Raw genomic sequence first — 23,053 nt, 5'->3', positions numbered from 1 at the left:
TCAACACCTTTTTGAAAAAAATCAAAAATAAGGTGTTGGATCGCTTACACCGGCCGCTGCGAAGCCTTCTGCACGCAGGCGGCAGCTGTCGCATTTGCCGCACGCACGGCCGTCATCGTCCGCCTGATAGCAGGAAACTGTCAGGCCGTAATCCACGCCCAGCTTCACGCCCGCCTGGACGATCTGCGCCTTGCTCAGGTTCTGCAGCGGTGCCTGGATGCGGAAACCGTTGCCTTCCACGCCCGCTTTGGTCGCCAGGTTGGCCATGCGCTCGAACGACTCGATGAACTCCGGACGGCAATCCGGGTAACCGGAATAGTCCACCGCGTTGACACCGATAAAGATGTCACGCGCGCCAAGCACTTCAGCCCAGCCCAGTGCCAGCGACAGGAACACCGTGTTGCGCGCCGGCACGTAGGTCACCGGGATGCCCTCGCCCAGCTCTTCCGGGATGTCGATGCTGGTGTCGGTCAGCGCCGAGCCGCCCATGCCGTTCAGGTTCAGGCCGATCACTTTGTGCTCGACCACACCCAGATCGCGGGCGACGCGCGCTGCGGCATGCAGCTCTGCATGGGAGCGCTGGCCGTAATCGAAACTCATGGTGTAGCAGGCGAAACCTTCGGCTCGGGCCATCGCCACGACCGTGGCCGAATCCAGACCGCCCGACAGTAAAATCACTGCACGCTGTTCGGTGGTGTTCAGTTGTTCAGTCATCTCAGCGCCCCGGCTCGTCATTCCAAAGATACTTGTGCAGCTGTAATTGCAGACGCACCGGCAGGTTGTCTGCCACCACCCAGTCCGCCAGATCCCTGGCATTGAGGTCATGATGACTTGGGGAAAACAGCACTTCACCCGCACGTTGATCGAGACCGTACTGGATCAGTTTGGAAACCGCCCAGTCATAGTCGTCCCGCGAGCAGATGACAAACTTCACCTGATCGTTGGGCGTCAACAGTTCGATGTTTTCGTAGCGGTTGCGGTGCGCCTCCTTGGAGTCCGGCGTCTTCAAGTCGACTACGCGACTGACGCGCGAATCTACCGCCGAGATATCGAGTGCACCACTGGTTTCCAGTGACACTTCGTAACCGGCATCACACAATTGCTTGAGCAACGGGATGGCATTGGGCTGCGCCAGCGGTTCACCGCCGGTCACGCAGACGTAGCGCGGGCGAAACCCGGCCACTTGTTCGAGGATATCGTCGAGGGTGCGGATCGTACCGCCGCTGAACGCGTAGGCGCTGTCGCAGTATTGGCAACGCAATGGGCAACCGGTCAGGCGCACAAAAACCGTGGGCAGCCCGGCAGTCCGCGTTTCCCCCTGCAACGAGTAGAAAACTTCGGTAATTCTCAATGTGTCTTGCATAGTCGCCACGGGCGTAACAGCTAAACAGGCTGTCCGCCTCCGTCAGGCACTTCAGGCAACCCCGCCAACGCGTAGATCACCAGAAGCGTGTTTCAGAAAAAGGGCGTGAATTCTAACGAATAAACCCGCGACAAGCGCGGGTTTGTTCCAAACGGGTCAAACACACTTACATGCGTTGCAGATCGCGTTGGGCCAACTGAGCAGCGGAGGTCCCCGGGTATTGGGAAACCACCTGTTGCAAAATGCCTTTGACCTTGTCGGTGTGACCGAGGCGGCGCTCTACATCAGCCAGCTTGTACAGCGAATCCGGCACTTTGGCGTGCTTGGGATAAAGCTGCGACACCTTGGCGAAAGCCTGACCTGCACCTTGCAGATCGCCCTTGGCCAGGTTCACTTCGCCCAACCAGTACTGGGCATTGCCCGCGTATTGGCTGTTCGGGTATTTGCGCAGGAATGCCGAGAAAGCCTGGCTGGCCTTGTCGAAATCCTTGGCTTTGATCAGGTCGAAAGCGGCATCGTAATACAGCTTTTCCTTGGCCGGATCACCCGGTTCGCTACTTGCAGCAGGTGCCTGGGCGGCAGCAGCCCCGGCGCCAGCGGCAGCACCGGCAGCAGCACTTGCATCGCCACCGGCAGAAGAATTCTCAGGAGTCGCGGCAGGTGCAACACCGGATCCTATGCGCCGATCAAGATCCTGGTATCGCTCCAGGGATTCCTGTTTCATGCGCGCAACCTGATTCTGCAGTTCTTCGATCACACCTTGCTGGCGCGATATCTGATCCTGCATCTGTTGCAGTTGGTTGAACAGCATGCCCTGTGCCGAGGCAGGGGCCGAAGCCGCTCCCCCGGCATAGGCGCCGTTCGTACCGTAACCCGCAGGCGGATAACTGCTCCCGCTATTGTTATAACCGGAGTTGTCATCGACCACAGGAACCGCAGCCCACGCCGCAAGCGGCGCGAGGCTGAGAGCCAGAACAGTTACAGCACGACGGCACGTTCGCATATCGAATTACTTACGCAGTTCGACGCGACGGTTTTGAGCCCAGGACTGCTCGTCGTTGCCAGTAGCAACTGGACGCTCTTCGCCGTAGGAAACCAGTTCCAGCTGAGCTGGGGAAACACCTTGCAGTACCAGGTAGCGCTGAACGGCTTTCGCACGACGCTCGCCCAGTGCCATGTTGTACTCACGAGTACCACGTTCGTCGGTGTTGCCTTCCAGAACAACGCGAGCGCCGTTTGCTTTCAGGTCTTTGGCGTGAACGTCCAGAGCGCGCATGGCTTCTGGCTTCAGGTCCGAGCTGTCGTATTCGAAGTAGAAGGTGGTGATTGCGCGCAGAGCAGCTTCTTCGCTCAGGGAACCGTCAACGGCACCAGTGTTTGCGCCGTAACCAGCGTTTGGATCAACAGCGCCTTCACCGGCGTTGTCGCCGCCTTTGGACGAGCAACCTACAGCTACAGCCATGGCCAGAGCCAGCGCAGCAAATTTACCAAACTTCAGCATTTCCATCGTGAAACTCCTAATGAACCCCAGTGTGTTAAGTAAAACGTAAAGCGCCGCGTCAGTTCAGGTAAGGGGACCAGGACGGTTCTCTGACTTCGCCTTGTGCGGTAGGAAGCGGGAGCCTCACGCGTCCATTAATGGACACGAGCATCAAGACTCCCCGGCCCTGCTGGCGGGTGGCGTAGATTACCATGGTGCCGTTGGGCGCAACAGTAGGTGACTCGTCCAGAGTGCTATCAGTGAGGATCTTTACACTACCTCGCTGCAAATCCTGGGCCGCCACCTTGAAATTGGTGAAACCATCCTGGCGATGAATCATCACCAGCGTCTTTTCATCAGCCGACAGCTTCGGGTTGGCGTTGTAGTTGCCAATGAACGTCACACGCTCGGCACCGCCGCCGCTGGCGCTGGTTTTGTAGATCTGCGGCTTGCCACCACGGTCCGAGGTGAAGTAGATGGTCGAACCATCCTTGCCCCAGTACGGTTCGGTGTTGATGCCAGGACCTGCAGTCACGCGAGTGATCTGACGCGAACCCAGGTTCATCACATAGATATCCGGGTTGCCGTCTTTCGACAGTACGAAAGCCAGGCGATTACCATCTGGCGACCAGGCTGGCGCGCCGTTCAGGCCTTCGAAGTTGGTGATCTGCTCACGGCGACCGGTGTCGATGTTCTGCATGAAGATCCGTGGACGCTTCTGCTCGAACGACACGTAGGCGATGCGCTTGCCATCCGGTGCGAAACGCGGCGACAGAATCGGCTCGCGCGATTGCAGCAGAGTCACGGCACGGGCACCGTCGTAGTCCGAACGCTGCAGGGTGTAGCGAGTGTTCTTCTCGGAGAAACGCTCGGCTGTCACGTACAGCAGACGGGTCGAAAACGCACCTTTGATACCGGTGAGTTTTTCGAACGACTGGTCAGAGATGAAGTGCGCCATGTCACGCAGTTGCTCGGTGGTACCGGAAACACTGCCGTCAGCCACTTTCTGCTCGGTGGCCACGTTGAACAGTGCCCATTGCACCTGCAGACGACCGCCCGCAGGAGCAATGCTGCCGACCATCATGTATTGAGCACCCACCGCCTTCCAGTCACGGAAGATGATTTCGCTCGGCTGGCTTGGCTGGCTGATCATGTTTTGCTTTGGAATCGGCGAGTAGTAGCCCGAGTTCCGCAAATCGTTACCAATGATTTCGGCCATGTCGTCCGGCAGCACGGCACCGCCCTGCATACCGAACGGTACGACGGCGATCGGGGTGGCCCGATCGCTGCCGCTGGTGACCAGAATGTTCTTTTCATCAGCCATCGCGATCCCTGCCATGCAGCAGATCACGACCAGCATTCCTCGAAGAAGGTTTCTCACAAGGCTAGATCCTCAGGTGTGAATGTCATCTTGAATGAACGATACGGAGCGAAATCGCTCGGCTTCATTCCCTGCATTTCTGTCAAACGTCCAATATTCTTCACTGCCGCAACTGCCGACGCATCGAACGGACCATCGCCACTGGACTTGGCCACGCTGACCGAAGTCACCGTACCGTCCGGCAACATGCCAATTTGCAGCACGACCGTCATGCCTTTGCGTGCCGAAGGCGGACGCGCCCAACCTTCCGCTGCTCGCGCACGAATCAGGTCATCGAAACTGCCCGCGACTTCGTCACCCTGTTCATCGGCCAAGGCCTGCTGACGCTGTGGCGTGTCGGAAAGCAAATCTGCCAGGGCCTGAGCCTTTTTCTCTTCAGCGGATTTACGTGCCGCTTCCTGCGATTTCTTCTTCGCAGCATCGGCAGCAGCTTTCTTCTTCGCTTCGTCGGCGACTTTCTTCTTCGCCTCTTCAGCTTCAGCTTTTTTCTTGGCGTCTTCGGCGGCTTTCTTCTTCGCGTCTTCGACGATCTTCTTCTTGGCTTCTTCAGCGGCCGCTTTCTTGGCCTCTTCTTCAGCCGCCTTCTTGGCTTCTTCTTCGGCTTTCTTCTTGGCTATATCAGCCAATTGTTTCTCTTCTGCCTTCTTGGCCTCGGTTTTCTTCGCATCGTCGGCTTTCTTGGCTTCATCAGCCTTTTTCGCCTCGTCCGCTTTCTTCGCCTGATCGGCCTTCTTGGCTTCCTCGGCCTTTTGAGCCGCTTCTTCTTTCTTTTGTTCCGCAGCCTTCACCGCTTCCTGCTCGACCTTTTTCTGTTCCATCTGCTCGACTTCGGTCTGGCGCGCGGCGGATTTCTTCGCCTCACCCGCAATCTTCTGATTGGTCTGGGTGGTTGCCTGACTTTTCGATTTCAACTGGTACAGGGTCGCCTGGACAATCGGCTTGGCCGGCGGCAACTCGGGTGTAAAGGCGAAACTGACGAACAGCATGCCGAACACCAGCACGTGCAGGACAATCGCCAGAACACTAGGCCAGAAGTAGCTTTCCGAGGCGGACGGCTCTCGCTGTTGCTGCATCAGGGGGCCTCGGTAATCAAACCAACATTACCGACCCCGGCTTTCTGCAACCCGCCCATGGCACCCATCACGGCGCCGTAGTCGACCGACTTGTCGCCTCGGATAAAGACCTGGGTTCGCTTGCCGCCTTCAGTGCCGGCGCGAATGATCTTGGTCACCGCGTCAGTCATCTGCGGCAGGGTCATTGCCCTGTCCTGCTGCTTTTCGGTATCGACTTCGCTGCCAAGGTTCCAGTAGTAGGTCTTGTCAGCCTTGATCGAAATGGTCAGCACCTGAGTGTTGTTGTCCTGCGGCAAGGCTTCGCTGGAAACCTTGGGCAGATCCACTTTCACGCCCTGATTGAGTATCGGCGCGGTCACCATGAAGATAACCAGCAGCACCAGCATCACGTCGATGTATGGCACCACGTTCATCTCGGCGACCGGCTTGCGCTTGTTTCGGGCTCGAGCGATTAAAGCCATCGGGAAATACCTGCTTATTCTTCGCTGGTGTGCACTTTGCGGTGCAGGATCGCCTGGAACTCATCGGCGAAGGTGTAGTAGCGGCTCAGCAAGGTTTCGCTGCGGGCAGAGAAACGGTTGTAAGCGATAACGGCCGGGATCGCGGCGAACAGGCCGATCGCGGTGGCGATCAGGGCTTCGGCGATGCCCGGGGCCACAGTGGCCAGGGTCGCTTGCTGGGCGCTGGCCAGACCGCGGAAGGAGTTCATGATGCCCCACACGGTACCGAACAGACCGATGTACGGGCTGACCGAACCAACGGTGGCGAGGAACGGCAGGCTCTGCTCCAGCTTCTCTTCCTCACGGGAGATGGCAACGCGCATGGCACGGGCCACACCTTCCATCACCGCTTCCGGGTCGACGCCTGGCTGCTGACGCAGACGGGAGAATTCCTTGAAACCGGCACGGAAGATCTGCTCTACGCCCGAATCCGGATCAGGGTTGCTGCCGGCCTGACGGTACAGCTTGGACAGATCGATACCCGACCAGAAGCGCTCTTCGAAGCTCTCCAGGGCGCGTCGACCGGCACGCAGCAGATTGCTGCGCTGAAAGATCATGATCCATGAGGTCACCGATGCGGCCACCAGGGTCAACATTACCAACTGCACCACGATGCTGGCATTGCTGACCAGGCTCCACATGGAGGAATGGTCGACGACGTTAGCTTCCACGCTTTATCTCCTGCTTTGAGTGTGTACCCGTGCCGCCCGCGTCGGCAAAGGCCGCACGCAAGGATTCGGGCATGGCCCGGGGTTTCAAACTGTCGGTGCGCACGCAGGCCACCAGAAACTGCCCTTCACAGAGCAGCACATTATCCGTGGCCCGCCTGACCTGCTGTTTAAAGCGCAGGCTGGCACGGTTCAATTCGATTACATCAGCGCTTACCAGCAGTTCATCGTCCAGTCGCGCCGGCGCGTGGTAGCGCGCTTCGCTGGAATGCACGACAAACAACAGGTCCTCCCCGGCCAGTTCCGACTGGGCAAAGCCCAGCGTCCGGAGCCGCTCGGTTCGAGCCCGTTCCATAAACTTGAGGTAATTAACGTAATACACGATGCCGCCCGCATCGGTGTCCTCGTAATAAACGCGACAACGATGTGCGAACGGCTCAAGCCCGTTTTGCGCGCGCATACTCTAGTGCTTACTCCTCGGGTTGCCAATCCGGCCAGGCAACTGTTTTTTCAGTGTTTAAGGCTTTACCGCAAAAGTACCGTCCTGTGACAGTACAAACGCTGAATAAATCGCCAAAAAATGTGTATCAATCGTCCACGGCATCGAGAAACTCGTCTGCCACAGGCATTTCACCCATTCGTGACGGAATGTTTAAACCGAAATGCAGGTACGCATGCCGTGTCACCACCCTGCCCCGTGGCGTACGCATGATGTAACCCTGTTGAATCAGGTACGGCTCCAGCACATCTTCGATGGTATGGCGCTCTTCACTGATCGCCGCCGCCAGACTGTCGATGCCCACCGGACCGCCATCGAACTTCTCGATCATGGTCAGCAGCAGGCGCCGGTCCTGATGGTCGAAACCGTGTTCATCGACGTCCAGCAGGTTCAACGCCAGATCGGCAACCGACTTGGTGATATGGCCCTTGGCCCGGACTTCGGCAAAATCGCGCACCCGCCGCAGCAGACGGTTGGCGATCCGTGGCGTACCACGGGCTCGACGAGCGATTTCGAAGGAACCCTCCGGATCCAGCGGCAGACCGAGAATCGCCGCCGACCGACTTACAATCGTCGCCAGATCCGCTGTGCTGTAGAACTCAAGACGCTGGACGATACCGAAGCGGTCACGCAACGGGTTGGTCAGCATGCCGGCACGAGTAGTAGCGCCCACCAGAGTGAACGGTGGCAGATCCAGCTTGATCGAGCGCGCCGCCGGCCCTTCGCCGATCATGATGTCGAGCTGGAAGTCTTCCATGGCCGGGTACAGCACTTCTTCAACGATGGGCGACAGACGATGGATTTCGTCGATGAACAACACGTCGTGCGGTTCCAGATTGGTCAGCAGTGCCGCCAGATCTCCCGGACGCTCAAGCACCGGACCGGACGTGCTCTTGATCGACACGCCCATTTCCTGGGCAATGATGTTGGCCAGCGTGGTTTTACCCAGACCCGGCGGGCCGAAGATCAACGTGTGATCCAGCGATTCACTGCGACCACGCGCCGCCTGGATGAACAGTTCCATCTGCTCGCGCACGGTCGGCTGGCCAATATAGTCGGCCAGACTGACCGGGCGAATGGCCCGATCCTGGACTTCTTCGCGCTCGCGCGGGCTGTGCGCGGCGGCGATCAGACGATCAGCTTCAATCACTTAAATCATTCCCTTCAGGGCGCGGCGGATCAGGTCTTCACTGCTCAAATTCTTGTCCTTGATGGCGGTAATCGCCTTGCTCGCTTCCTGCGGCTTGTAGCCCAGGGAAATCAGCGCGCTGACCGCATCGTTTTCAGCGGTGTTGACCGGCGCCGGGCCGTCCGGCTGATTCGGCACCAGGGCGAACATGGCCGGCGAGGTTTCCCAGGCCTTGAAGCGATCCTTGAGTTCAACCAGCAGGCGCTCAGCAGTTTTCTTGCCGACCCCCGGGACCTTGGTCAGCGCCGAGGTGTCCTGGGATTGCACGCAGCGAATCAGTTCATCGACTTCCAGGCTCGACATCAAGGCCAAGGCCAGTTTCGGCCCGACACCATTGAGACGGATCAACTCGCGAAAAAAGTCTCGCTCACGCTTGCCGGCGAAACCATAGAGTAACTGCGCGTCTTCGCGTACGACCAAATGGGTGTGCAGCGTCAGCGGTTCACCGACCGACGGCAAGCGATAAAGGGTGGTCATGGGCACTTCCAACTCATACCCGAGGCCGTTTACATCCAGAATCAGGTGCGGCGGCTGTTTCTCAGCCAGGGTGCCGCGCAAGCGTCCAATCACGTTTCAGATCCTTGAGCGTTGGCCAGCCGTGGGCTGGCGACAGATGGAAGGCGGGAATCGGGCCGACGACCCAGGCGCGAAATCCGCATTCCGCAAAAATGATTGCTGATGCTATCAGAGACGCAGGCGCCCGCCACGACTGCGTGCGGTTCCCAGGCCATGCGGCAGCAGGCTGGAACGGGTGTGCGCGTGACAAATCGCGATGGCCAGGGCATCCGAGGCATCGATCTGCGGTTTGCTGGTCAGCTTGAGCATGTGCATGACCATCATCTGCACCTGTTCTTTATTGGCGGCGCCGGTGCCGACCACGGCTTGCTTGACCTGGGTGGCGGTGTATTCGGCAATCTCCAGGCACTCTTCAGCGCCAGCCACAATGGCGGCGCCGCGAGCCTGCCCGAGCTTGAGCGCCGAGTCGGCGTTTTTCGCCATGAACACTTTTTCGATGCCCATGGTCACCGGGCCATAGGTCTGAATGATTTCACGCACGCCGCGATAAACGATTTGCAGCCGCTCATGCAGCTCGCCGGCGCCGGTGCGGATGCAACCCGACGCCACGTAGATGCAGCCGCCGCGGCCGGTATCGCGAACAATCCCGTAACCGGTGATGCGCGAGCCGGGGTCGATACCCAGAATTAAAGTCATAACGCCTGCGGAGTCGGTAAAAACAAGAAATTCATAACAGCGAATATCCAATGTGGGAGCGGGCTTGCTCGCGAAGGTGGTGTGTCATTCAGCATTAATGCTTGCTGATACGCCGCCTTCGCGAGCAAGCCCGCTCCCACATTGAAGCCTAGTCGCTCTTAACCGAGCTGAGCGGCCACATCTTCGGGAATGTCTGCGTTGGAGTAGACGTTCTGCACGTCATCCAGATCCTCGAGCATGTCGATCAGCTTGAGCACCTTCTCCGCGCCTTCCAGATCCAGTTCGGCGCTGGTGGTCGGCTGCATGACGATTTCTGCGTCGTCACCCTTGAACCCGGCCGCTTCCAACGCGTTACGCACCGCGTAGAAGCTGGTGAACGAGGTGAACACGTCGATCGAGCCGTCTTCATGGCTGACCACGTCGTCGGCATCCGCTTCCAGCGCCGCCTCGGTCAGGGCGTCTTCGTCGACGCCCGGGGCGAAGCTGATCTGCCCTTTGCGTTCGAACAGGTACGCAACCGAACCGTCGGTACCAAGGTTGCCGCCACACTTGCTGAACGCATGGCGCACGGCAGCTGCGGTACGGTTGCGGTTGTCGGTCATGCACTCGACCATCACCGCCACGCCGCCCGGGCCGTAACCTTCATAGGTCAGCTCTTCAACGTTGTCCGCTTCGGTCGCACCGGCGCCACGCGCAACGGCGCGGTCGATGATGTCGCGGCTCATGTTCGCACCGAGGGCCTTGTCCAGGGCCAGGCGCAGACGCGGGTTGGAACCCGGATCGCCGCCGCCCTGACGGGCCGCAACGGTCAGCTCACGGATCCACTTGGTGAAGATCTTGCCTCTCTTGGCATCCTGACGTTCTTTGCGGTGCTTGATGTTCGCCCACTTGGAATGACCTGCCATAACTCGCTCCGAATTCTCTTGAAACGTTGCCCGCCCTGCTCACGCAGTGGCCAGCAAACAAAAAATCTCGACCTGCTCTCTATAGAAAGAAAAAAGGCGCATCCGAAGATGCGCCTTCAGGCCCGTCTTACTCAGCCTTTGGCGTTTCGCGCAAACGAATGTGCAGCTCGCGCAGCGCCTTGGCATCCACCACACCCGGCGCTTGCGTCATGACGTCCGCAGCACTCTGGGTTTTCGGGAAGGCGATCACTTCACGGATCGACTGGGCGCCGGTCATCAGCATCACCAGACGGTCCAGACCGAAGGCCAGACCACCGTGCGGCGGTGCACCGTACTTCAGCGCGTCGAGCAGGAAGCCGAACTTCTCTTCCTGTTCCGCTTCATTGATACCCAGCAGACGGAACACCGCTTGTTGCATTTCCTTGCGGTGGATACGGATCGAACCGCCACCCAGCTCGGTACCGTTCAGCACCATGTCGTAGGCGCGGGACAGAGCGCCGGCCGGATTGGCTTCCAGCTCTTCAGGGGAGCACTTCGGTGCGGTGAACGGGTGGTGCAGCGCCGAGAAGCTGCCGTCGTCGTTTTCTTCGAACATCGGGAAGTCGACGACCCACATTGGCGCCCACTTGCAGGTCAGCAGATCGAGGTCGTGGCCGAGCTTGATACGCAGCGCACCCAGGGCTTCGCTGACGATCTTGGCCTTGTCGGCACCGAAGAACACGATGTCGCCGTCAACCGCGCCGACGCGATCGAGGATCACGTTGAGGTTGGCTTCAGGGATGTTCTTCACGATCGGCGATTGCAGACCTTCAACACCGGCAGCGCGCTCGTTGACCTTGATGTACGCCAGGCCCTTGGCACCGTAGATGCCGACGAACTTGGTGTAGTCGTCAATCTGCTTGCGCGGCATGCTCGCCCCGCCTGGAACGCGCAGTGCAGCGATACGGCATTTCGGATCGTTGGCCGGGCCGCTGAACACCTTGAATTCGACTTCTTTGAGTTGGTCGGCAACGTCGACCAGTTCCAGCGGGTTACGCAGGTCCGGCTTGTCGGAACCGTAACGACGCATGGCTTCTTCAAAGGTCATGTGCGGGAATTCGCCGAATTCCAGATCCAGCACTTCCTTGAACAGGTTGCGGATCATGCCTTCGGTCAGGCCCATGATGTCTTTTTCGTCGAGGAAGCTGGTCTCGATGTCGATCTGAGTGAACTCAGGCTGACGGTCGGCACGCAGGTCTTCGTCGCGGAAGCATTTGGCGATCTGGTAGTAACGGTCGAAACCGGCAACCATCAGCAGTTGCTTGAACAGCTGAGGCGATTGCGGCAGCGCGAAGAACGAACCGGCGTGAGTACGGCTCGGCACCAGGTAGTCGCGGGCGCCTTCCGGGGTAGCACGGGTCAGAATCGGCGTTTCCACGTCGAGGAAACCGTTCTCGTCGAGGAAGCGACGGATGCTGGTGGTCATGCGCGAACGCAGACGCAGCTTCTCGGCCATTTCCGGACGACGCAGGTCCAGGAAGCGGTAGCGCAGGCGGGTTTCTTCGCCGACGTCGGAGTATTCGTTGAGCGGGAACGGCGGGGTTTCCGACTCGTTCAGCACTTCCAGCTCGTAGCCCAACACTTCGATCATGCCCGACGCCATGTTGGCGTTGGTCGCACCGGCCGGACGCAGACGCACCTTACCGGTGATTTTCACGACGTATTCGCTGCGCACGCGATCGGCGGCGGCGAAGCTCTCGGCGCGATCCGGATCGAACACCACCTGAGCCAGACCATCACGATCACGGATATCGAGGAAAATCACCCCGCCGTGGTCGCGACGACGGTGAACCCATCCGCAAAGGGTAATTTCCTGGCCTTCCAGGCTTTCGTTCAGTTGGCCGCAATAATGGCTGCGCATCATGGTAGTGGTTTCGCTTCTCGTAATTCGAAATTCGGTGGAGATCCCGTCGCACTCAAGCACTGCGAAATCTCACGCGTGTCGTTCGACCTGGGCCTGAACCCTAGTCAGATTTGTCGCCACCGGCCAGATTCTTCTTGGCTCCGGTCTTGAAATCGGTTTCGTACCAACCGCTGCCGCTGAGGCGAAAACCCGGCATGGACAGCTGTTTCTTGAGCTCTGGCGCCTGACAGGCAGGGCAGTCGACCAGCGGTGCCTCGCTGATCTTTTGAATGGCTTCCAACTGATGACCACAGGAAGCACATTGATAATCGTACATCGGCATGGGGGTGTCTCGGCGATCAGATTGCCACCGCGCGCAGGGCTTTGCGGCGAAAGAGCGGGATTATATCCATTAAATGCGGGCTGTGCAGCCGTAAGACTGCACAGCCCGCCACGTCATTTCAAGTATTGCCCGTTCAGGGCATGACGGCCGCCGGAGTATCGCGCAGGCCATTCATCACGCACACCACCCGTACCAGACCACTGAAGTTTTTCACCCCGCCGTGGCGCAGGTGCACTTCGCGGTCCACATGTGACAGCAGCGTGCTGACCGAACAGCCGTTGTGCCCGGCCATGTCACCAAGAATGTTCCAGTAAACCTGCTCGAGCCTCAAGCAAGTGGCAAAGCCGTTCAAACGCACTGATCTGGCCAGCGGCCGGATCAGCTCAAAATCGAAATCGCTGACAAACGGATCGAACTTCATTTCCCGTTGCGAACCGACATGCTCGCATCGCCTGTCTCCACCTACCATATCGCTGACACTCCTTTGTCATCGCTGCTTTTATAAAGACAACATCCTGTGCCTTCATAAAAACGCAGACGCAAAGTCAGCGCCAGATGACTAGTTGCCCAGCAGCGTAGGATAAGCCGACATGTTCAGTAAGATTTGAAACAGTATGCGGACATCCACACCTGCGGACGTCCGCGCACCGAACTATCAGGCCTCGAGCAACGCGCGCAACATCCACGCGGTCTTCTCATGCACCTGCATGCGCTGGGTCAGCAAGTCGGCCGTCGGCTCGTCACTGACCTTGTCCAACAGCGGGAAGATGCCGCGAGCGGTGCGAGTGACCGCTTCCTGGCCATCGACCAACTGCTTGATCATGTCCTCGGCACTTGGCACCCCGACTTCTTCTTTAATAGAGGAGAGACGCGCGTAAGTCGCGTAGGCACCCGGCGCAGGAAAACCCAGAGCGCGGATACGCTCGGCGATCAGATCCACCGCCAGCGCCAGCTCGTTGTATTGCTCTTCGAACATCAGATGCAGGGTCCTGAACATGGGACCTGTGACGTTCCAGTGGAAGTTATGGGTTTTCAGATACAGCACGTAGGTGTCCGACAGCAGCCGCGACAGCCCCTCGACGATGGACTTGCGATCTTCTTCACTGATACCGATATCGATTGCCATGTTTACCCCCTAAGGCGATTGAATTCATCCAACAGGTGCAGACCCACTCTAGCAAGGCAGCCGCCACCTCGCAGCCGACAATCTTCACTCGCCATGCGACAAATCGACCGGGCACGTGCCGCTGGCCGGGGTAATTTGAGTAGCTGCAGGCTTTGCTGTTAAATAGGCAGTGTGTCGCTACGCCCCATTTTTCGGGGGTGTCGCGCATAGGCTGATGCCGGGCACGTGTCCAACGCCTCTTTATTGTTCCGAAGCGAACCGTGCGCCTTCAGCTCTTCCTTGTGAGCCGTCATAACGTGAGCCAATCAAAATGTTGAAAATCGTCCACCTGCTAATGGGCGCAGCGGCCTTGCTGCTGTCGTTCATACCTAGCTTGAAATCCGAAGCCGTTCCTTACCTGCAACAACCCGATGCACTTTACCTGGCCTTTTTCGGCCTGCTGAATCTGGTCATCGCTCCAGTGATTCCTTACTGGAACAAAGGCCCGCGCCAGCATCTGCAAAATCTGGTCAGCGCTCTTCTCGTGCTGACTGTCGTCCTGCAAACCCTGACCCTGATCGCACCGATGCCAGTCATCGCCGGTCAACCGGCGGTGTTGTTCAGCCTGGTGATCGCTCTGGTTGCCGTGGTCCTGCATCTGGCCATCAGCTTCTACAAGTCTTCACCGGCCGCCGCACCGACTACCTATGACATGAGCAACCGCGATACCGGTACCGTCAAGTGGTTCAACACCTCCAAAGGCTTCGGCTTTATCTCCCGGGATTCCGGCGATGATATTTTCGTGCACTTTCGTGCAATCCGTGGCGAAGGCCATCGCGTACTGGTCGAAGGCCAGCGCGTGGAGTTCTCGGTGATGAATCGGGACAAAGGCCTGCAAGCCGAGGACGTGATCGCCGCCCTGCCGCGTCGCTGATCCAAGGCAATAAAAAACCGCGAACAGCCAGGCTGCTCGCGGTTTTTTTACGCCTGCATAAAGGTGTTGGCATCAGTAATGCGGTGGTGGCGCCTCTTCCTCGAAAGAATCGAACTGCCCGACCATCTCCTCCTGACGCTTGAGCAACGCCGCCATTTGCAACTGCAGGCGCTCGATCACCCGCTGCTGCGCCACCAGTTCGTCGTTCAACGCCTGAATGGTGTCATCCTGAAAAGCCAGACGGCTTTCCAGATCGGTGACGCGTTCTTCAAGGTTCATGGTTCAACCCTCCAGAAACGTGAAGTGTTCGGTCAGCACCAGACGCAGCCGCTCACGAATGCTCGCGACCTGCTCGGCGCTGTAGGGTTTGGCCGGGTGTTTGCCCCAGACCGGCGCCGGCCATGCCGCGTCGTCACGCTTGCGCACGATCACATGCATATGCAACTGGCTGACAACGTTGCCCAGCGTCGCGACGTTCAGCTTGTCGGCATCGAACAAGTCCTTGAGCAACTCGGCCAGCGCCGTGGTTTCCTGCCACAACTGCTGCTGGTCGGCGACATCCAACTGAAACAACTCGCTGATATCGTCGCGACGAGGCACCAGGATGAACCACGGGTAATTGGCATCGTTGGACAGCAGCAGCCGGCAGAGCGGGAAATCGCCGATGGTCAGGGTGTCCTGTTGAAGTCGTGAATCTAAAGCAAACACTGCGTGCACTCCCGGCTGATCTACACAATTCAGCTTAGCGGCCCTCCAGACAGGCATGGCGCCAAGCGACAGGCAGGCAGCATACCTGCGAATGCGCCGGGCTTCACGATGAGCGTGCCAGGACAGACATTGCTCAACGCTCCTGCATGCGACATTTTCGGGAGGCACGCACCATGACGGAACCGACTGCGCGGTGCAGCACAATGAAATGACCAGAAAAGCCCAAAGCGTTCATCCCCTGCTCCCGCTCAAACTGTATGAATCCGGAACAACTGGAAAAATTTTTGCACCAAAACCGCACAGCGCGTCTACGCTCAGTGCGTCGGGCATCCGCCGAATACTCACCGGCGGGGTGAACCGGTAACGTTTTTCGTTGTCGCGCGCACGAACCTGCTCGACAACACCAAGCAAGGGATGGCGTCAAGCCCTGATAAAGAAGGGCTTGAGGCCCAGTATTTATGAGGTTTTTACAGCGAGTGACGAGTGTTCAGAAAAATAACCGCATAGAGAAAGCGGTTTGTGCACGCTTGTTGCATTCGTACCCATATGGACTATAAGCGCACCACGGGAAGTGGGAGCCTTAGGCCCAACAAAAACAGTGGCAGGGTTGCCCGATGGAGATTCAAGTGTTTTGCCAGGGACTCTTTTTTAGCGATGCAAAAGGCTAGAAAAACAGCGAGAAAGTTGTCGATCCGATTGCATCGGTACTGTGAATTTGCGACATCTACAAAGCCATCTGCGACAGCGTCGTAAAGAAGGTGAAAGGTTGGATTAGCAAGTATCGCCAACATTGTCGGCGTGATATAAGTTTGCGCCGACACAAAAAGAAAGAGCCGCCCAGATAATAAAACAGGTGGGACGGCAGTACTCTTCTAAAAACCAAAGGAGCAAATCACGATGCGCGTGATGAAGTGGAGCATGATCGCCCTGGCTGTTGCAGCAGGCACCTCGCAGTTCGCAATGGCATCTTCGCAGGATGACGCCAAAGGGTTCCTGGAAGACCAGAGTCTGAAACTGAAGACTCGTATGGAATACATGAACCGCGATTACAAAAATGGTGCCGGTAACGTTGCAAAGAAAGACGGCACCCCGGGTTTTGAAAGCGGCTATCGCCAGGACACCGGTGTCAGCCAACTGCTGACCTACGAATCGGGCTTCACTCAAGGCACCGTAGGTTTCGGTCTCGACGCCATGGCCATGGGTTCGGTCAAGCTGGACGGTGGCTCGGGTCGTCGTGGTAACGGCCTGTTCGCGATTGATAGCGACGGCAACGAAGAGAAATCCCAAGGCAAGATCGGCGGCGCTGTCAAATTCCGCGTTTCCGACACTGTGCTGAAATACGGTCAGCAATTCGTTGCCAGCCCGGTCTTCGCCACTGACGACAGCCGTCTGTTGCCAGAAGTGGCTACCGGTACCTTGATCACTTCCAAAGAGATCAAAGGCCTGGAACTGAGCGCAGGTCGCTTCACCGCCCTGAGCAAGCAAACCGGCATGGGCCGCGACAGCATCGGCGGTCTGCCTGATGAGAACGGCAACGGTGGCAAGGGCCTGACCAGCATCAACATCTTCGGCGCCAGCTATGCTTTCACCGACAACTTCACCGGTGCATTTGCCGCTTCGGATGCCGACCAGTACTTCAAGAAGCAATACATCAATCTGAACTACACCCTGCCTATCGCCGAAGACCAGTCGCTGAACTTCGACTTCAACGGTTATAAAACCGAAGGCGAGAAGCGTGGCAACCTGGTCAGCGCCATTGGCGACGAAACCCCTGACAACGACACCCGTGGCGTAGACAACAAACTGTGGTCCCTGGCAGCAGCCTACAGCCTCGGCGCGCACAAGTTCACCATCGCTCACCAGCGCTCCAGCGGCGACAATGCCTACTACTATGGCGTTGACGGCAACAGCACCATCTTCGTTGCCAACTCCATTCAGATCTCCGACTTCGTGGGCCGTGAAGAACGCTCCTGGCAAGCTCGTTACGACCTGAACATGAAGACTTATGGCGTTCCTGGCCTGAGCTTCATGACCCGCTACGTGAAGGGTGACAACATCAAGACCAACGGTCTGGGTGAAGGTAAAGAAAACGAGTGGAACGCCGAGTCCAAGTACGTGATCCAGGAAGGTCCAGCCAAGGATCTGTCGTTCCGTCTGCGTTACGCCATGTACCGTTCGAACGGCGCGTACAGCGGCTACGCGTCTGACAACAACGACACCCGTCTGATCGTCGAGTACCCACTGAACATCCTCTAATCGGGATATGCAGCTGACGTACTGTAGAGCTTTGCTCTAACAAGAACCGCTCACCTGACTCAGGTGAGCGGTTTTTTTATGAATCAAGTTCGCCCTGCCTTCCTGTTTCTGACCGTACAAACAATAGTAGCTAGCTACTTATTAGCCAACGAACATCTAGATCAGACATAAAAAACCCAAGAGTGCGGACAGCTCTTGGGTTAGTCCACTCATTAACTGACCGCAAGGCCAAGTATCAGTGGTATTACTGAACAGCCGATTCCTGAACTACTCGAATAACCCGCTGTGGAAACGGAATATCAATACCGGCAGTTTTCAAACGGTCACGGGACTGTTCGTTAAACATGAACATCACGTCCCAATAGTCTGCAGTTTTAACCCACACACGCAGGGAAACAGTGATCGAACTGTCACCCAACGTCGAAATGACCGCTTGTGGCGCAGGGTCCTGCAATACGCGCTCATCCTTGGCCAGATCCAGCAGCACCTGACGGGCCTTTTGCAGATCAGCTTCGTAATCCACACCCACGTCAAACACCACTTTGCGGGTTGGTTGACGGTTGGTGTTGGTGATGATGCCGTTCGACAGATTGCCGTTCGGGACGATGATGGTCTTGTTGTCACCGGTACGCAGCACGGTGTGGAAAATCTGGATGCTGTCGACCGTACCCGCCACACCTTGCGCTTCGATCCAGTCACCGATACGGAACGGACGGAACAGCAGAATCAACACGCCGCCGGCGAAATTCGCCAGGCTGCCCTGCAACGCCAGACCGATGGCCAGGCCGGCAGCACCAATCGCGGCCACGAACGAGGTGGTTTCCACGCCGATCATCGAGGCCACGCTGACGATCAGCAGCACCTTGAGAATGATGTTCGCCAGACTGCTGATGAAGCCTTGCAGTGCCAGATCGGCATTGCGCAGGGCCAGCAGACCGCCGAGTTTTTGCGTGACCTTGTTGATCAGCCACCAGCCAATGGCCAGGGTAATCACCGCCAGCAACACACGGCTGCCGTATTCCATGATCATCGGAATCCACGCCTGGGACGCCTTGACCAGGTTGTCTACCTCAGCATTCAAATCCATCTTCCATCTCCTGATTTCCGGCCATTCGGCACGCGAAAGATAAGCGGCAGAAACCCGCCGGGGTGCACATAAATCAAATGTGGGAGCGAGCCTGCTCGCGAAGGCGGTGTGTCATTCAGCCAGGAGGTTGACTGACACGCCGCCTTCGCGAGCAGGCTCGCACCCACAAATCTTCTGACCGGACTTAGTCGCGGAAGTTGTTGAACTGCAGTGGCATGCCGAATTCCTTGGCGCGCAGAGCCGCGATGGCTTCCTGCAGGTCATCGCGCTTCTTGCCGGTCACCCGCACCTGCTCGCCCTGAATGGCGGCCTGCACCTTGAGCTTGGCGTCCTTGATGTGCGCGACGATTTTCTTTGCCAGCTCCTTGTCGATGCCTTCCTTGAGAATGGCGTCCTGCTTCATCAGCTTGCCCGAGGCGTAAGCATCTTTGACTTCAAGGCACTGCACATCGATCTTGCGCTTGGTCAGGGCCAGCTTGAGGATCTCGATCATCGCTTCCAGCTGGAACCCGGCTTCAGCGGTCAGGTTGACGGTCAGGTCCTTTTCCTTGAACTCAAAGCTGCCTTTGCCTTTCAGGTCATAGCGACGATCAAGTTCCTTCACGGCGTTCTCGACCGCGTTGGTCAGCTCGTGTTTGTCCAGTTCGGATACCACGTCGAACGACGGCATGTAATCTCTCCAATAAAAAGGCGCGCTCGATCAGGAGGGAGCGCGCTTGGCTTGCGGTTAAAATCCGGCTCATTATAACGGGTCTTTTCCCACCGATACGGCGAGCCTTGCATGCCAGTACCTTACCGAGTGAAAAACTGATGTCCACCCCTTGGCACGTTCTTGGCGCCGGCAGCCTCGGCACCCTGTGGGCCACGCGTCTGGCCCGGGCCGGGCTGCCGGTGCGGCTGATCGTGCGGGATGCCGAGCGTTTGCGCAGCTATCAGGTGGCCGGCGGCCTGACGCTGGTCGAACACGGCGCAGCCACGACCTATGCCGTCCCCGCGCAAACGGCGGACGACCCGGAGCCGATCCGCCGCCTGCTGGTCGCCTGCAAAGCCTATGACGCCGAAAACGCCGTCGCCCGCCTCGCCCCGCGTCTGAGCGCAAATGCCGAGCTGATCCTGCTGCAGAACGGCCTCGGCAGTCAGGACGCCGTCGCAGCGGTGGTTCCGCAGGCACGCTGCATCAGCGCCTCCAGCACCGAAGGCGCATTCCGCGACGGCGACTGGCGCGTGGTGTTTGCCGGCCACGGTTTCACCTGGCTGGGCGATGCCGGCCATCCGGTGGCGCCGATCTGGCTGGACGATCTGGGCGCAGCAAAAATACCCCACGAATGGAGCACCGACATCCTCACCCGGCTGTGGCGCAAACTGGCGCTCAATTGCGCGATCAATCCGCTGACCGTGCTCCATGATTGCCGTAACGGCGGGCTGGAGCAGCACCAATGCGAAGTCGCAACGTTGTGCAACGAACTGGCCGAATTACTGGAGCACTGCGGTCAACCGGCCGCAGCGGTCAATCTGCAACAGGAAGTCGAGCGGGTGATTCACGCCACCGCAGCCAATTACTCGTCGATGTATCAGGACGTGGCGAACCAGCGCCGCACCGAAATCAGTTACCTGCTGGGCCACGCCTGCAAAGTCGCCACCCGTCACCAGTTGAACCTGCCACACCTCAATCAATTGCAGCAGCGTCTGATCGCTCATCTGCACAGCCTTGGATTGCCCAGCGACTGAGCAGCGGCTACGCTGGCCACTTGTTCCTTTGCTGCGATAAACCTGATGCCATTGCGCCAGCGCCTTGAAAACCTGCCGGTCGGCCAGAAACTGCTGGCCGCCCTGCTGGTGTTGTTGACCACCGTCCTGCTGGTCGCCAACCTGACCTTTATCAGCGCCGCCTATTACATCTCCCAGGAAAGCATGGCGCCGCAAGCTTTGCAGACCATCGGCCGGCTGATCTCCAACCCTAGCCTGGTCGCACAAGCCCTCGAGTCGCCGCAAAGCGCCGAACGCCTGCTCAAGGAACTCGACAGCTATTCGCCGCTGCGCGCGGCGGCGTTGTATGACGGCAAGGGTGACCGCATCGCCCAGGTGCAGCGTGGCGACAAGCTCAATCTGCCGGAACGCTATCGACACGTCGAAGCCTGGCAGCTCACCGAGTTTCGCAGCAATCAGTTGATCACCCTGCCCCGCCCCGGCACCGCGCCCGGGCACTTGCTGCTGGTCGCCAGCAGTGAACTGCCGATGGCGTTCTACACCGGCACCCTGACTGCCAGTCTCGGCATCCTGATTTTCAGTGTGCTGCTGTGGCTGGTGATTGCGCGGCAGATCAAACGCCTGATCACCCGCCCGATCCATGAGCTGGAAGAACTGTCGCGTCAGGTCACTCGCGAAGAGAACTATGCCCTGCGCGCCTCACGCGGCAACCACGATGAAATCGGCAGCCTCGCCGAAGCGTTCAACACCATGCTCTCGCGCATCGAGGCTCGCGAACAGCAGCTCAAGCGCGCCCGCGATGACTCGCAGGCCGCCTACGATCAGGCGCAGGGCCTGGCCGAAGAAACCCGTCACACCAACCGCAAACTGGAACTGGAAGTCCAGGTTCGGAGCAAGATCGAGAAGAAGCTCACCGGATTCCAGAACTACCTCAACAGCATCATCGACTCCATGCCCTCGGCGCTGATCGCTCTCGACGAGCAGCTCTACGTGACCCAGTGGAACCAAGAGGCAAGCGCCCTCTCCGGCACGCGCCTGGATGAAGCGCTGAACCAGCCGATCTTCCTCGCCTTCGAACCGCTCAAGCCGTTTCTGCCGCAACTGAAGCAAACGGTCGAAGAACACACCGTGGCGAAGATCGAACGGGTGACCTGGTTCAAGGATGACGAACCCAAGCACTACGCCCTGACCTTTTATCCGCTGATGGGCGGCGCCGGGCGCGGTGTGGTGATCCGTATCGACGACATCACCCAGCGCCTGTCGCTGGAAGAAATGATGGTGCAGTCGGAAAAAATGCTTTCGGTCGGTGGCCTCGCCGCCGGCATGGCCCATGAGATCAACAACCCGCTGGGCGCGATCCTGCACAACGTGCAGAACATTCGCCGGCGGCTGTCGGCGGATCTGCCGAAGAACCTCGAAACCGCCGAACAGCTCGGCATCGAACTGGACACCGTCAACCGTTACCTGCAAAGCCGCGAAGTACCGAAATTGCTCGACGGCATCCAGCAGGCCGGCGCCCGCGCGGCAAAAATCGTCACGCACATGCTCAGTTTCAGCCGCCGCAGCACCCGGCAAATGGCCCCGTGTGATCTGCCGGCATTGATCGATCAGGCGGTGGAAATTGCTGGCAACGACTTCGATCTGGCGATCGGTTTCGACTTCAAGGGCCAGGCGATCATCCGCCAGTTCGACCCGGCGCTCGGCCCGGTTCCGGGCACCGCCAACGAACTGGAACAAGTGCTGCTCAACCTGCTGAAAAACGCCGCGCAAGCCATTCACCAGCGCGAAGATGACAGCGAGCCGGGGCGGATCATCCTGCGCACCAAACTCAATCCGCCATGGGCCGAGATTCAGGTCGAGGACAACGGCATCGGCATGAGCGAAAACGTGCGCAAACGCACCTTCGAGCCGTTCTTCACCACCAAGGAAATCGGCCAGGGCACAGGGCTGGGGCTGTCGGTGTCGTACTTCATCATCACCAACAACCACAAAGGGCAGATGGAAGTGCAATCGGCGCCGGGCCAGGGCACCTGTTTCACCCTGCGCCTGCCACTGACCCAACCGGCGGCCATCGCCGCCGAAACCAATCAACTACCGAGGTAACCCATGGGCTTTCGCTTGTCGAAGATCTACACCCGCACCGGCGACACCGGCGAAACCGGCCTGGGCGATGGCCGCCGCGTCCCCAAGGATCACCCGCGGATCGAAGCGATTGGCGAAGTCGACACGCTGAACAGTCAGGTCGGTGTGCTGCTGGCCGGGTTGATTGCCGAGCGCGAGGCGTTCCCCGATCTGAATGAACTGATCGAGGTGCTCGCGCCTTGCCAGCATCGTTTGTTCGATCTGGGCGGTGAGCTGGCGATGCCGGCCTATCAGGCGCTGAACACGACGGAAATCGAACGCCTGGAAGCAGCGATTGATGCGTGGAATGAAGAATTGGGGCCGCTGGAGAATTTCATTCTGCCCGGCGGTTCGATGCTGATTGCCCAGGCCCATGTGTGCCGCAGCCTGGCGCGCAGTGCCGAGCGCCGTTGTCAGCATTTGAATGCGATCGAGCCGCTGGCCGGGGTGGGGTTGGCGTACATCAATCGGTTGTCGGATTTGCTTTTTGTGGCCGCAAGGTTGATTGCGCGGCGGCAGGGGATTGCGGAGATTCTGTGGCAGCCAGCGGCGAAGCCTTCAGGAACGTAGTGTTTGATCGGCCGCCATCGCTGGCAAGCCAGCTCCCACAAGGTTTTGTGTCGTTCTCCGCATTTGCGGT

At 58.6% G+C, this 23,053-nt stretch carries 26 protein-coding genes; 5 read left to right on the top strand and 21 right to left on the bottom strand.

What is annotated here, in order from left to right; translation table 11 throughout:
- Positions 1 to 21: 21 nt before the first annotated feature.
- The 17 genes from queC to HDC30_RS16850 all read right to left on the bottom strand — a co-directional run bounded on the left by queC (position 22) and on the right by HDC30_RS16850 (position 13,621).
- Entirely contained in the window at positions 22 to 714 is a 693-nt protein-coding gene (gene queC / locus HDC30_RS16930; RefSeq protein ID WP_096795086.1) for a 7-cyano-7-deazaguanine synthase QueC, read from the bottom strand.
- A gap of 1 nt (position 715) precedes the next feature.
- Positions 716 to 1,363: a 7-carboxy-7-deazaguanine synthase QueE gene (queE, locus tag HDC30_RS16925; protein ID WP_027612537.1), complete on the bottom strand. Its 648-nt coding sequence runs from the start codon at positions 1,361 to 1,363 to the stop codon at positions 716 to 718.
- Positions 1,364 to 1,529: 166 nt separating this feature from the next.
- Positions 1,530 to 2,366, bottom strand: coding sequence for a tol-pal system protein YbgF (gene ybgF, locus HDC30_RS16920; protein WP_047296035.1), 837 nt, complete (start codon positions 2,364 to 2,366; stop codon positions 1,530 to 1,532).
- Positions 2,367 to 2,372: 6 nt separating this feature from the next.
- Complete coding sequence (gene pal, locus HDC30_RS16915) at positions 2,373 to 2,870, bottom strand: peptidoglycan-associated lipoprotein Pal (protein ID WP_003178634.1); 498 nt, start codon at positions 2,868 to 2,870, stop codon at positions 2,373 to 2,375.
- 52 nt (positions 2,871 to 2,922) lie between these two features.
- A complete protein-coding gene (gene tolB, locus HDC30_RS16910) occupies positions 2,923 to 4,203 on the bottom strand; it encodes a Tol-Pal system beta propeller repeat protein TolB (protein WP_164747834.1) in 1,281 nt (426 codons plus the stop codon).
- Between the two features lie 17 nt (positions 4,204 to 4,220).
- Complete coding sequence (gene tolA / locus HDC30_RS16905) at positions 4,221 to 5,297, bottom strand: cell envelope integrity protein TolA (protein ID WP_183784095.1); 1,077 nt, start codon at positions 5,295 to 5,297, stop codon at positions 4,221 to 4,223.
- Entirely contained in the window at positions 5,297 to 5,749 is a 453-nt protein-coding gene (gene tolR, locus HDC30_RS16900; protein ID WP_183784134.1) for a protein TolR, read from the bottom strand. The genes tolA and tolR overlap by 1 nt, the downstream gene beginning before the upstream one ends.
- A gap of 23 nt (positions 5,750 to 5,772) precedes the next feature.
- Entirely contained in the window at positions 5,773 to 6,468 is a 696-nt protein-coding gene (gene tolQ, locus HDC30_RS16895) for a protein TolQ (RefSeq protein ID WP_007912733.1), read from the bottom strand.
- Positions 6,458 to 6,925, bottom strand: coding sequence for a tol-pal system-associated acyl-CoA thioesterase (gene ybgC / locus HDC30_RS16890; protein ID WP_027612533.1), 468 nt, complete (start codon positions 6,923 to 6,925; stop codon positions 6,458 to 6,460). Before ybgC ends, tolQ begins: the two co-directional genes overlap by 11 nt.
- A 127-nt stretch (positions 6,926 to 7,052) precedes the next feature.
- Complete coding sequence (gene ruvB / locus HDC30_RS16885; RefSeq protein WP_007962024.1) at positions 7,053 to 8,114, bottom strand: Holliday junction branch migration DNA helicase RuvB; 1,062 nt, start codon at positions 8,112 to 8,114, stop codon at positions 7,053 to 7,055.
- Entirely contained in the window at positions 8,115 to 8,723 is a 609-nt protein-coding gene (ruvA, locus tag HDC30_RS16880) for a Holliday junction branch migration protein RuvA (protein WP_003227522.1), read from the bottom strand.
- Between the two features lie 114 nt (positions 8,724 to 8,837).
- On the bottom strand, positions 8,838 to 9,365 hold the full coding sequence (gene ruvC, locus HDC30_RS16875) for a crossover junction endodeoxyribonuclease RuvC (RefSeq protein ID WP_007962095.1): 528 nt from the start codon (positions 9,363 to 9,365) through the stop codon (positions 8,838 to 8,840).
- A 158-nt stretch (positions 9,366 to 9,523) separates the two neighbouring features.
- Positions 9,524 to 10,270 carry a YebC/PmpR family DNA-binding transcriptional regulator gene (locus HDC30_RS16870; RefSeq protein WP_003227527.1) on the bottom strand — a complete coding sequence of 249 codons (747 nt, stop codon included), beginning with the start codon at positions 10,268 to 10,270 and terminating at the stop codon, positions 9,524 to 9,526.
- A gap of 127 nt (positions 10,271 to 10,397) precedes the next feature.
- The gene (gene aspS / locus HDC30_RS16865) at positions 10,398 to 12,173 is read right to left on the bottom strand and encodes an aspartate--tRNA ligase (protein WP_003227530.1); all 1,776 of its coding nucleotides are present in this window, start codon (positions 12,171 to 12,173) and stop codon (positions 10,398 to 10,400) included.
- Between the two features lie 100 nt (positions 12,174 to 12,273).
- Positions 12,274 to 12,495 carry an FmdB family zinc ribbon protein gene (locus HDC30_RS16860; protein ID WP_003227532.1) on the bottom strand — a complete coding sequence of 74 codons (222 nt, stop codon included), beginning with the start codon at positions 12,493 to 12,495 and terminating at the stop codon, positions 12,274 to 12,276.
- A 133-nt stretch (positions 12,496 to 12,628) separates the two neighbouring features.
- Positions 12,629 to 12,964, bottom strand: a complete 336-nt coding sequence (locus HDC30_RS16855; RefSeq protein WP_183784094.1) for a ribbon-helix-helix domain-containing protein — start codon at positions 12,962 to 12,964, stop codon at positions 12,629 to 12,631.
- 186 nt (positions 12,965 to 13,150) lie between these two features.
- Entirely contained in the window at positions 13,151 to 13,621 is a 471-nt protein-coding gene (locus tag HDC30_RS16850; RefSeq protein ID WP_007912745.1) for a Dps family protein, read from the bottom strand.
- A gap of 310 nt (positions 13,622 to 13,931) precedes the next feature.
- Here HDC30_RS16850 and HDC30_RS29360 point away from each other — a divergent pair, with 310 nt between their 5' ends.
- Positions 13,932 to 14,534: a cold-shock protein gene (locus HDC30_RS29360; RefSeq protein ID WP_027612531.1), complete on the top strand. Its 603-nt coding sequence runs from the start codon at positions 13,932 to 13,934 to the stop codon at positions 14,532 to 14,534.
- Positions 14,535 to 14,606: 72 nt separating this feature from the next.
- Here the strand turns inward: HDC30_RS29360 and HDC30_RS16840 are convergent, their stop codons facing one another.
- Together HDC30_RS16840 and HDC30_RS16835 are read right to left on the bottom strand one after the other, a co-directional pair.
- The gene (locus HDC30_RS16840; RefSeq protein ID WP_007962092.1) at positions 14,607 to 14,813 is read right to left on the bottom strand and encodes a SlyX family protein; all 207 of its coding nucleotides are present in this window, start codon (positions 14,811 to 14,813) and stop codon (positions 14,607 to 14,609) included.
- Positions 14,814 to 14,816: 3 nt separating this feature from the next.
- Positions 14,817 to 15,242, bottom strand: coding sequence for an HIT domain-containing protein (locus HDC30_RS16835; protein ID WP_027612530.1), 426 nt, complete (start codon positions 15,240 to 15,242; stop codon positions 14,817 to 14,819).
- An 897-nt stretch (positions 15,243 to 16,139) separates the two neighbouring features.
- Here HDC30_RS16835 and HDC30_RS16830 point away from each other — a divergent pair.
- Positions 16,140 to 17,498 (top strand): OprD family porin, encoded by a 1,359-nt coding sequence (locus tag HDC30_RS16830; RefSeq protein ID WP_027612529.1) that lies wholly within the window; start codon positions 16,140 to 16,142, stop codon positions 17,496 to 17,498.
- 244 nt (positions 17,499 to 17,742) lie between these two features.
- Here the strand turns inward: HDC30_RS16830 and HDC30_RS16825 are convergent, their stop codons facing one another.
- The gene (locus HDC30_RS16825) at positions 17,743 to 18,585 is read right to left on the bottom strand and encodes a mechanosensitive ion channel family protein (RefSeq protein ID WP_027612528.1); all 843 of its coding nucleotides are present in this window, start codon (positions 18,583 to 18,585) and stop codon (positions 17,743 to 17,745) included.
- Positions 18,586 to 18,769: 184 nt separating this feature from the next.
- On the bottom strand, positions 18,770 to 19,255 hold the full coding sequence (locus tag HDC30_RS16820) for a YajQ family cyclic di-GMP-binding protein (protein WP_003227548.1): 486 nt from the start codon (positions 19,253 to 19,255) through the stop codon (positions 18,770 to 18,772).
- Positions 19,256 to 19,395: 140 nt separating this feature from the next.
- Between HDC30_RS16820 and HDC30_RS16815 the strand changes: the two genes are divergently transcribed.
- The 3 genes from HDC30_RS16815 to HDC30_RS16805 are packed head-to-tail and all read left to right on the top strand — an operon-like array spanning position 19,396 to position 22,983.
- The gene (locus HDC30_RS16815) at positions 19,396 to 20,313 is read left to right on the top strand and encodes a putative 2-dehydropantoate 2-reductase (RefSeq protein ID WP_183784092.1); all 918 of its coding nucleotides are present in this window, start codon (positions 19,396 to 19,398) and stop codon (positions 20,311 to 20,313) included.
- A 45-nt stretch (positions 20,314 to 20,358) separates the two neighbouring features.
- Positions 20,359 to 22,395, top strand: a complete 2,037-nt coding sequence (locus HDC30_RS16810) for a HAMP domain-containing sensor histidine kinase (protein ID WP_007962086.1) — start codon at positions 20,359 to 20,361, stop codon at positions 22,393 to 22,395.
- Between the two features lie 3 nt (positions 22,396 to 22,398).
- The gene (locus tag HDC30_RS16805) at positions 22,399 to 22,983 is read left to right on the top strand and encodes a cob(I)yrinic acid a,c-diamide adenosyltransferase (protein WP_183784090.1); all 585 of its coding nucleotides are present in this window, start codon (positions 22,399 to 22,401) and stop codon (positions 22,981 to 22,983) included.
- Positions 22,984 to 23,053: the final 70 nt, after the last annotated feature.

Source organism: Pseudomonas sp. JAI115 (assembly GCF_014200835.1).
Lineage (GTDB): Bacteria > Pseudomonadota > Gammaproteobacteria > Pseudomonadales > Pseudomonadaceae > Aquipseudomonas > Aquipseudomonas putida_A.
This window is presented reverse-complemented; position numbering and strand designations above follow the sequence as displayed.

What these genes read in the sequence shown, in the direction of transcription:
- queC (WP_096795086.1), bottom strand. Translation starts at nt 714, where the DNA reads ATGACTGAACAACTGAACACCACCGAACAGCGTGCAGTGATTTTACTG.
- queE (WP_027612537.1), bottom strand. Translation starts at nt 1,363, where the DNA reads ATGCAAGACACATTGAGAATTACCGAAGTTTTCTACTCGTTGCAGGGG.
- ybgF (WP_047296035.1), bottom strand. Translation starts at nt 2,366, where the DNA reads ATGCGAACGTGCCGTCGTGCTGTAACTGTTCTGGCTCTCAGCCTCGCG.
- pal (WP_003178634.1), bottom strand. Translation starts at nt 2,870, where the DNA reads ATGGAAATGCTGAAGTTTGGTAAATTTGCTGCGCTGGCTCTGGCCATG.
- tolB (WP_164747834.1), bottom strand. Translation starts at nt 4,203, where the DNA reads ATGCTGGTCGTGATCTGCTGCATGGCAGGGATCGCGATGGCTGATGAA.
- tolA (WP_183784095.1), bottom strand. Translation starts at nt 5,297, where the DNA reads ATGCAGCAACAGCGAGAGCCGTCCGCCTCGGAAAGCTACTTCTGGCCT.
- ybgC (WP_027612533.1), bottom strand. Translation starts at nt 6,925, where the DNA reads ATGCGCGCGCAAAACGGGCTTGAGCCGTTCGCACATCGTTGTCGCGTT.
- ruvC (WP_007962095.1), bottom strand. Translation starts at nt 9,365, where the DNA reads ATGACTTTAATTCTGGGTATCGACCCCGGCTCGCGCATCACCGGTTAC.
- HDC30_RS16870 (WP_003227527.1), bottom strand. Translation starts at nt 10,270, where the DNA reads ATGGCAGGTCATTCCAAGTGGGCGAACATCAAGCACCGCAAAGAACGT.
- aspS (WP_003227530.1), bottom strand. Translation starts at nt 12,173, where the DNA reads ATGATGCGCAGCCATTATTGCGGCCAACTGAACGAAAGCCTGGAAGGC.
- HDC30_RS16860 (WP_003227532.1), bottom strand. Translation starts at nt 12,495, where the DNA reads ATGCCGATGTACGATTATCAATGTGCTTCCTGTGGTCATCAGTTGGAA.
- HDC30_RS16855 (WP_183784094.1), bottom strand. Translation starts at nt 12,964, where the DNA reads ATGGTAGGTGGAGACAGGCGATGCGAGCATGTCGGTTCGCAACGGGAA.
- HDC30_RS16850 (WP_007912745.1), bottom strand. Translation starts at nt 13,621, where the DNA reads ATGGCAATCGATATCGGTATCAGTGAAGAAGATCGCAAGTCCATCGTC.
- HDC30_RS29360 (WP_027612531.1), top strand. Translation starts at nt 13,932, where the DNA reads ATGTTGAAAATCGTCCACCTGCTAATGGGCGCAGCGGCCTTGCTGCTG.
- HDC30_RS16840 (WP_007962092.1), bottom strand. Translation starts at nt 14,813, where the DNA reads ATGAACCTTGAAGAACGCGTCACCGATCTGGAAAGCCGTCTGGCTTTT.
- HDC30_RS16830 (WP_027612529.1), top strand. Translation starts at nt 16,140, where the DNA reads ATGCGCGTGATGAAGTGGAGCATGATCGCCCTGGCTGTTGCAGCAGGC.
- HDC30_RS16825 (WP_027612528.1), bottom strand. Translation starts at nt 18,585, where the DNA reads ATGGATTTGAATGCTGAGGTAGACAACCTGGTCAAGGCGTCCCAGGCG.
- HDC30_RS16820 (WP_003227548.1), bottom strand. Translation starts at nt 19,255, where the DNA reads ATGCCGTCGTTCGACGTGGTATCCGAACTGGACAAACACGAGCTGACC.
- HDC30_RS16815 (WP_183784092.1), top strand. Translation starts at nt 19,396, where the DNA reads ATGTCCACCCCTTGGCACGTTCTTGGCGCCGGCAGCCTCGGCACCCTG.
- HDC30_RS16810 (WP_007962086.1), top strand. Translation starts at nt 20,359, where the DNA reads ATGCCATTGCGCCAGCGCCTTGAAAACCTGCCGGTCGGCCAGAAACTG.
- HDC30_RS16805 (WP_183784090.1), top strand. Translation starts at nt 22,399, where the DNA reads ATGGGCTTTCGCTTGTCGAAGATCTACACCCGCACCGGCGACACCGGC.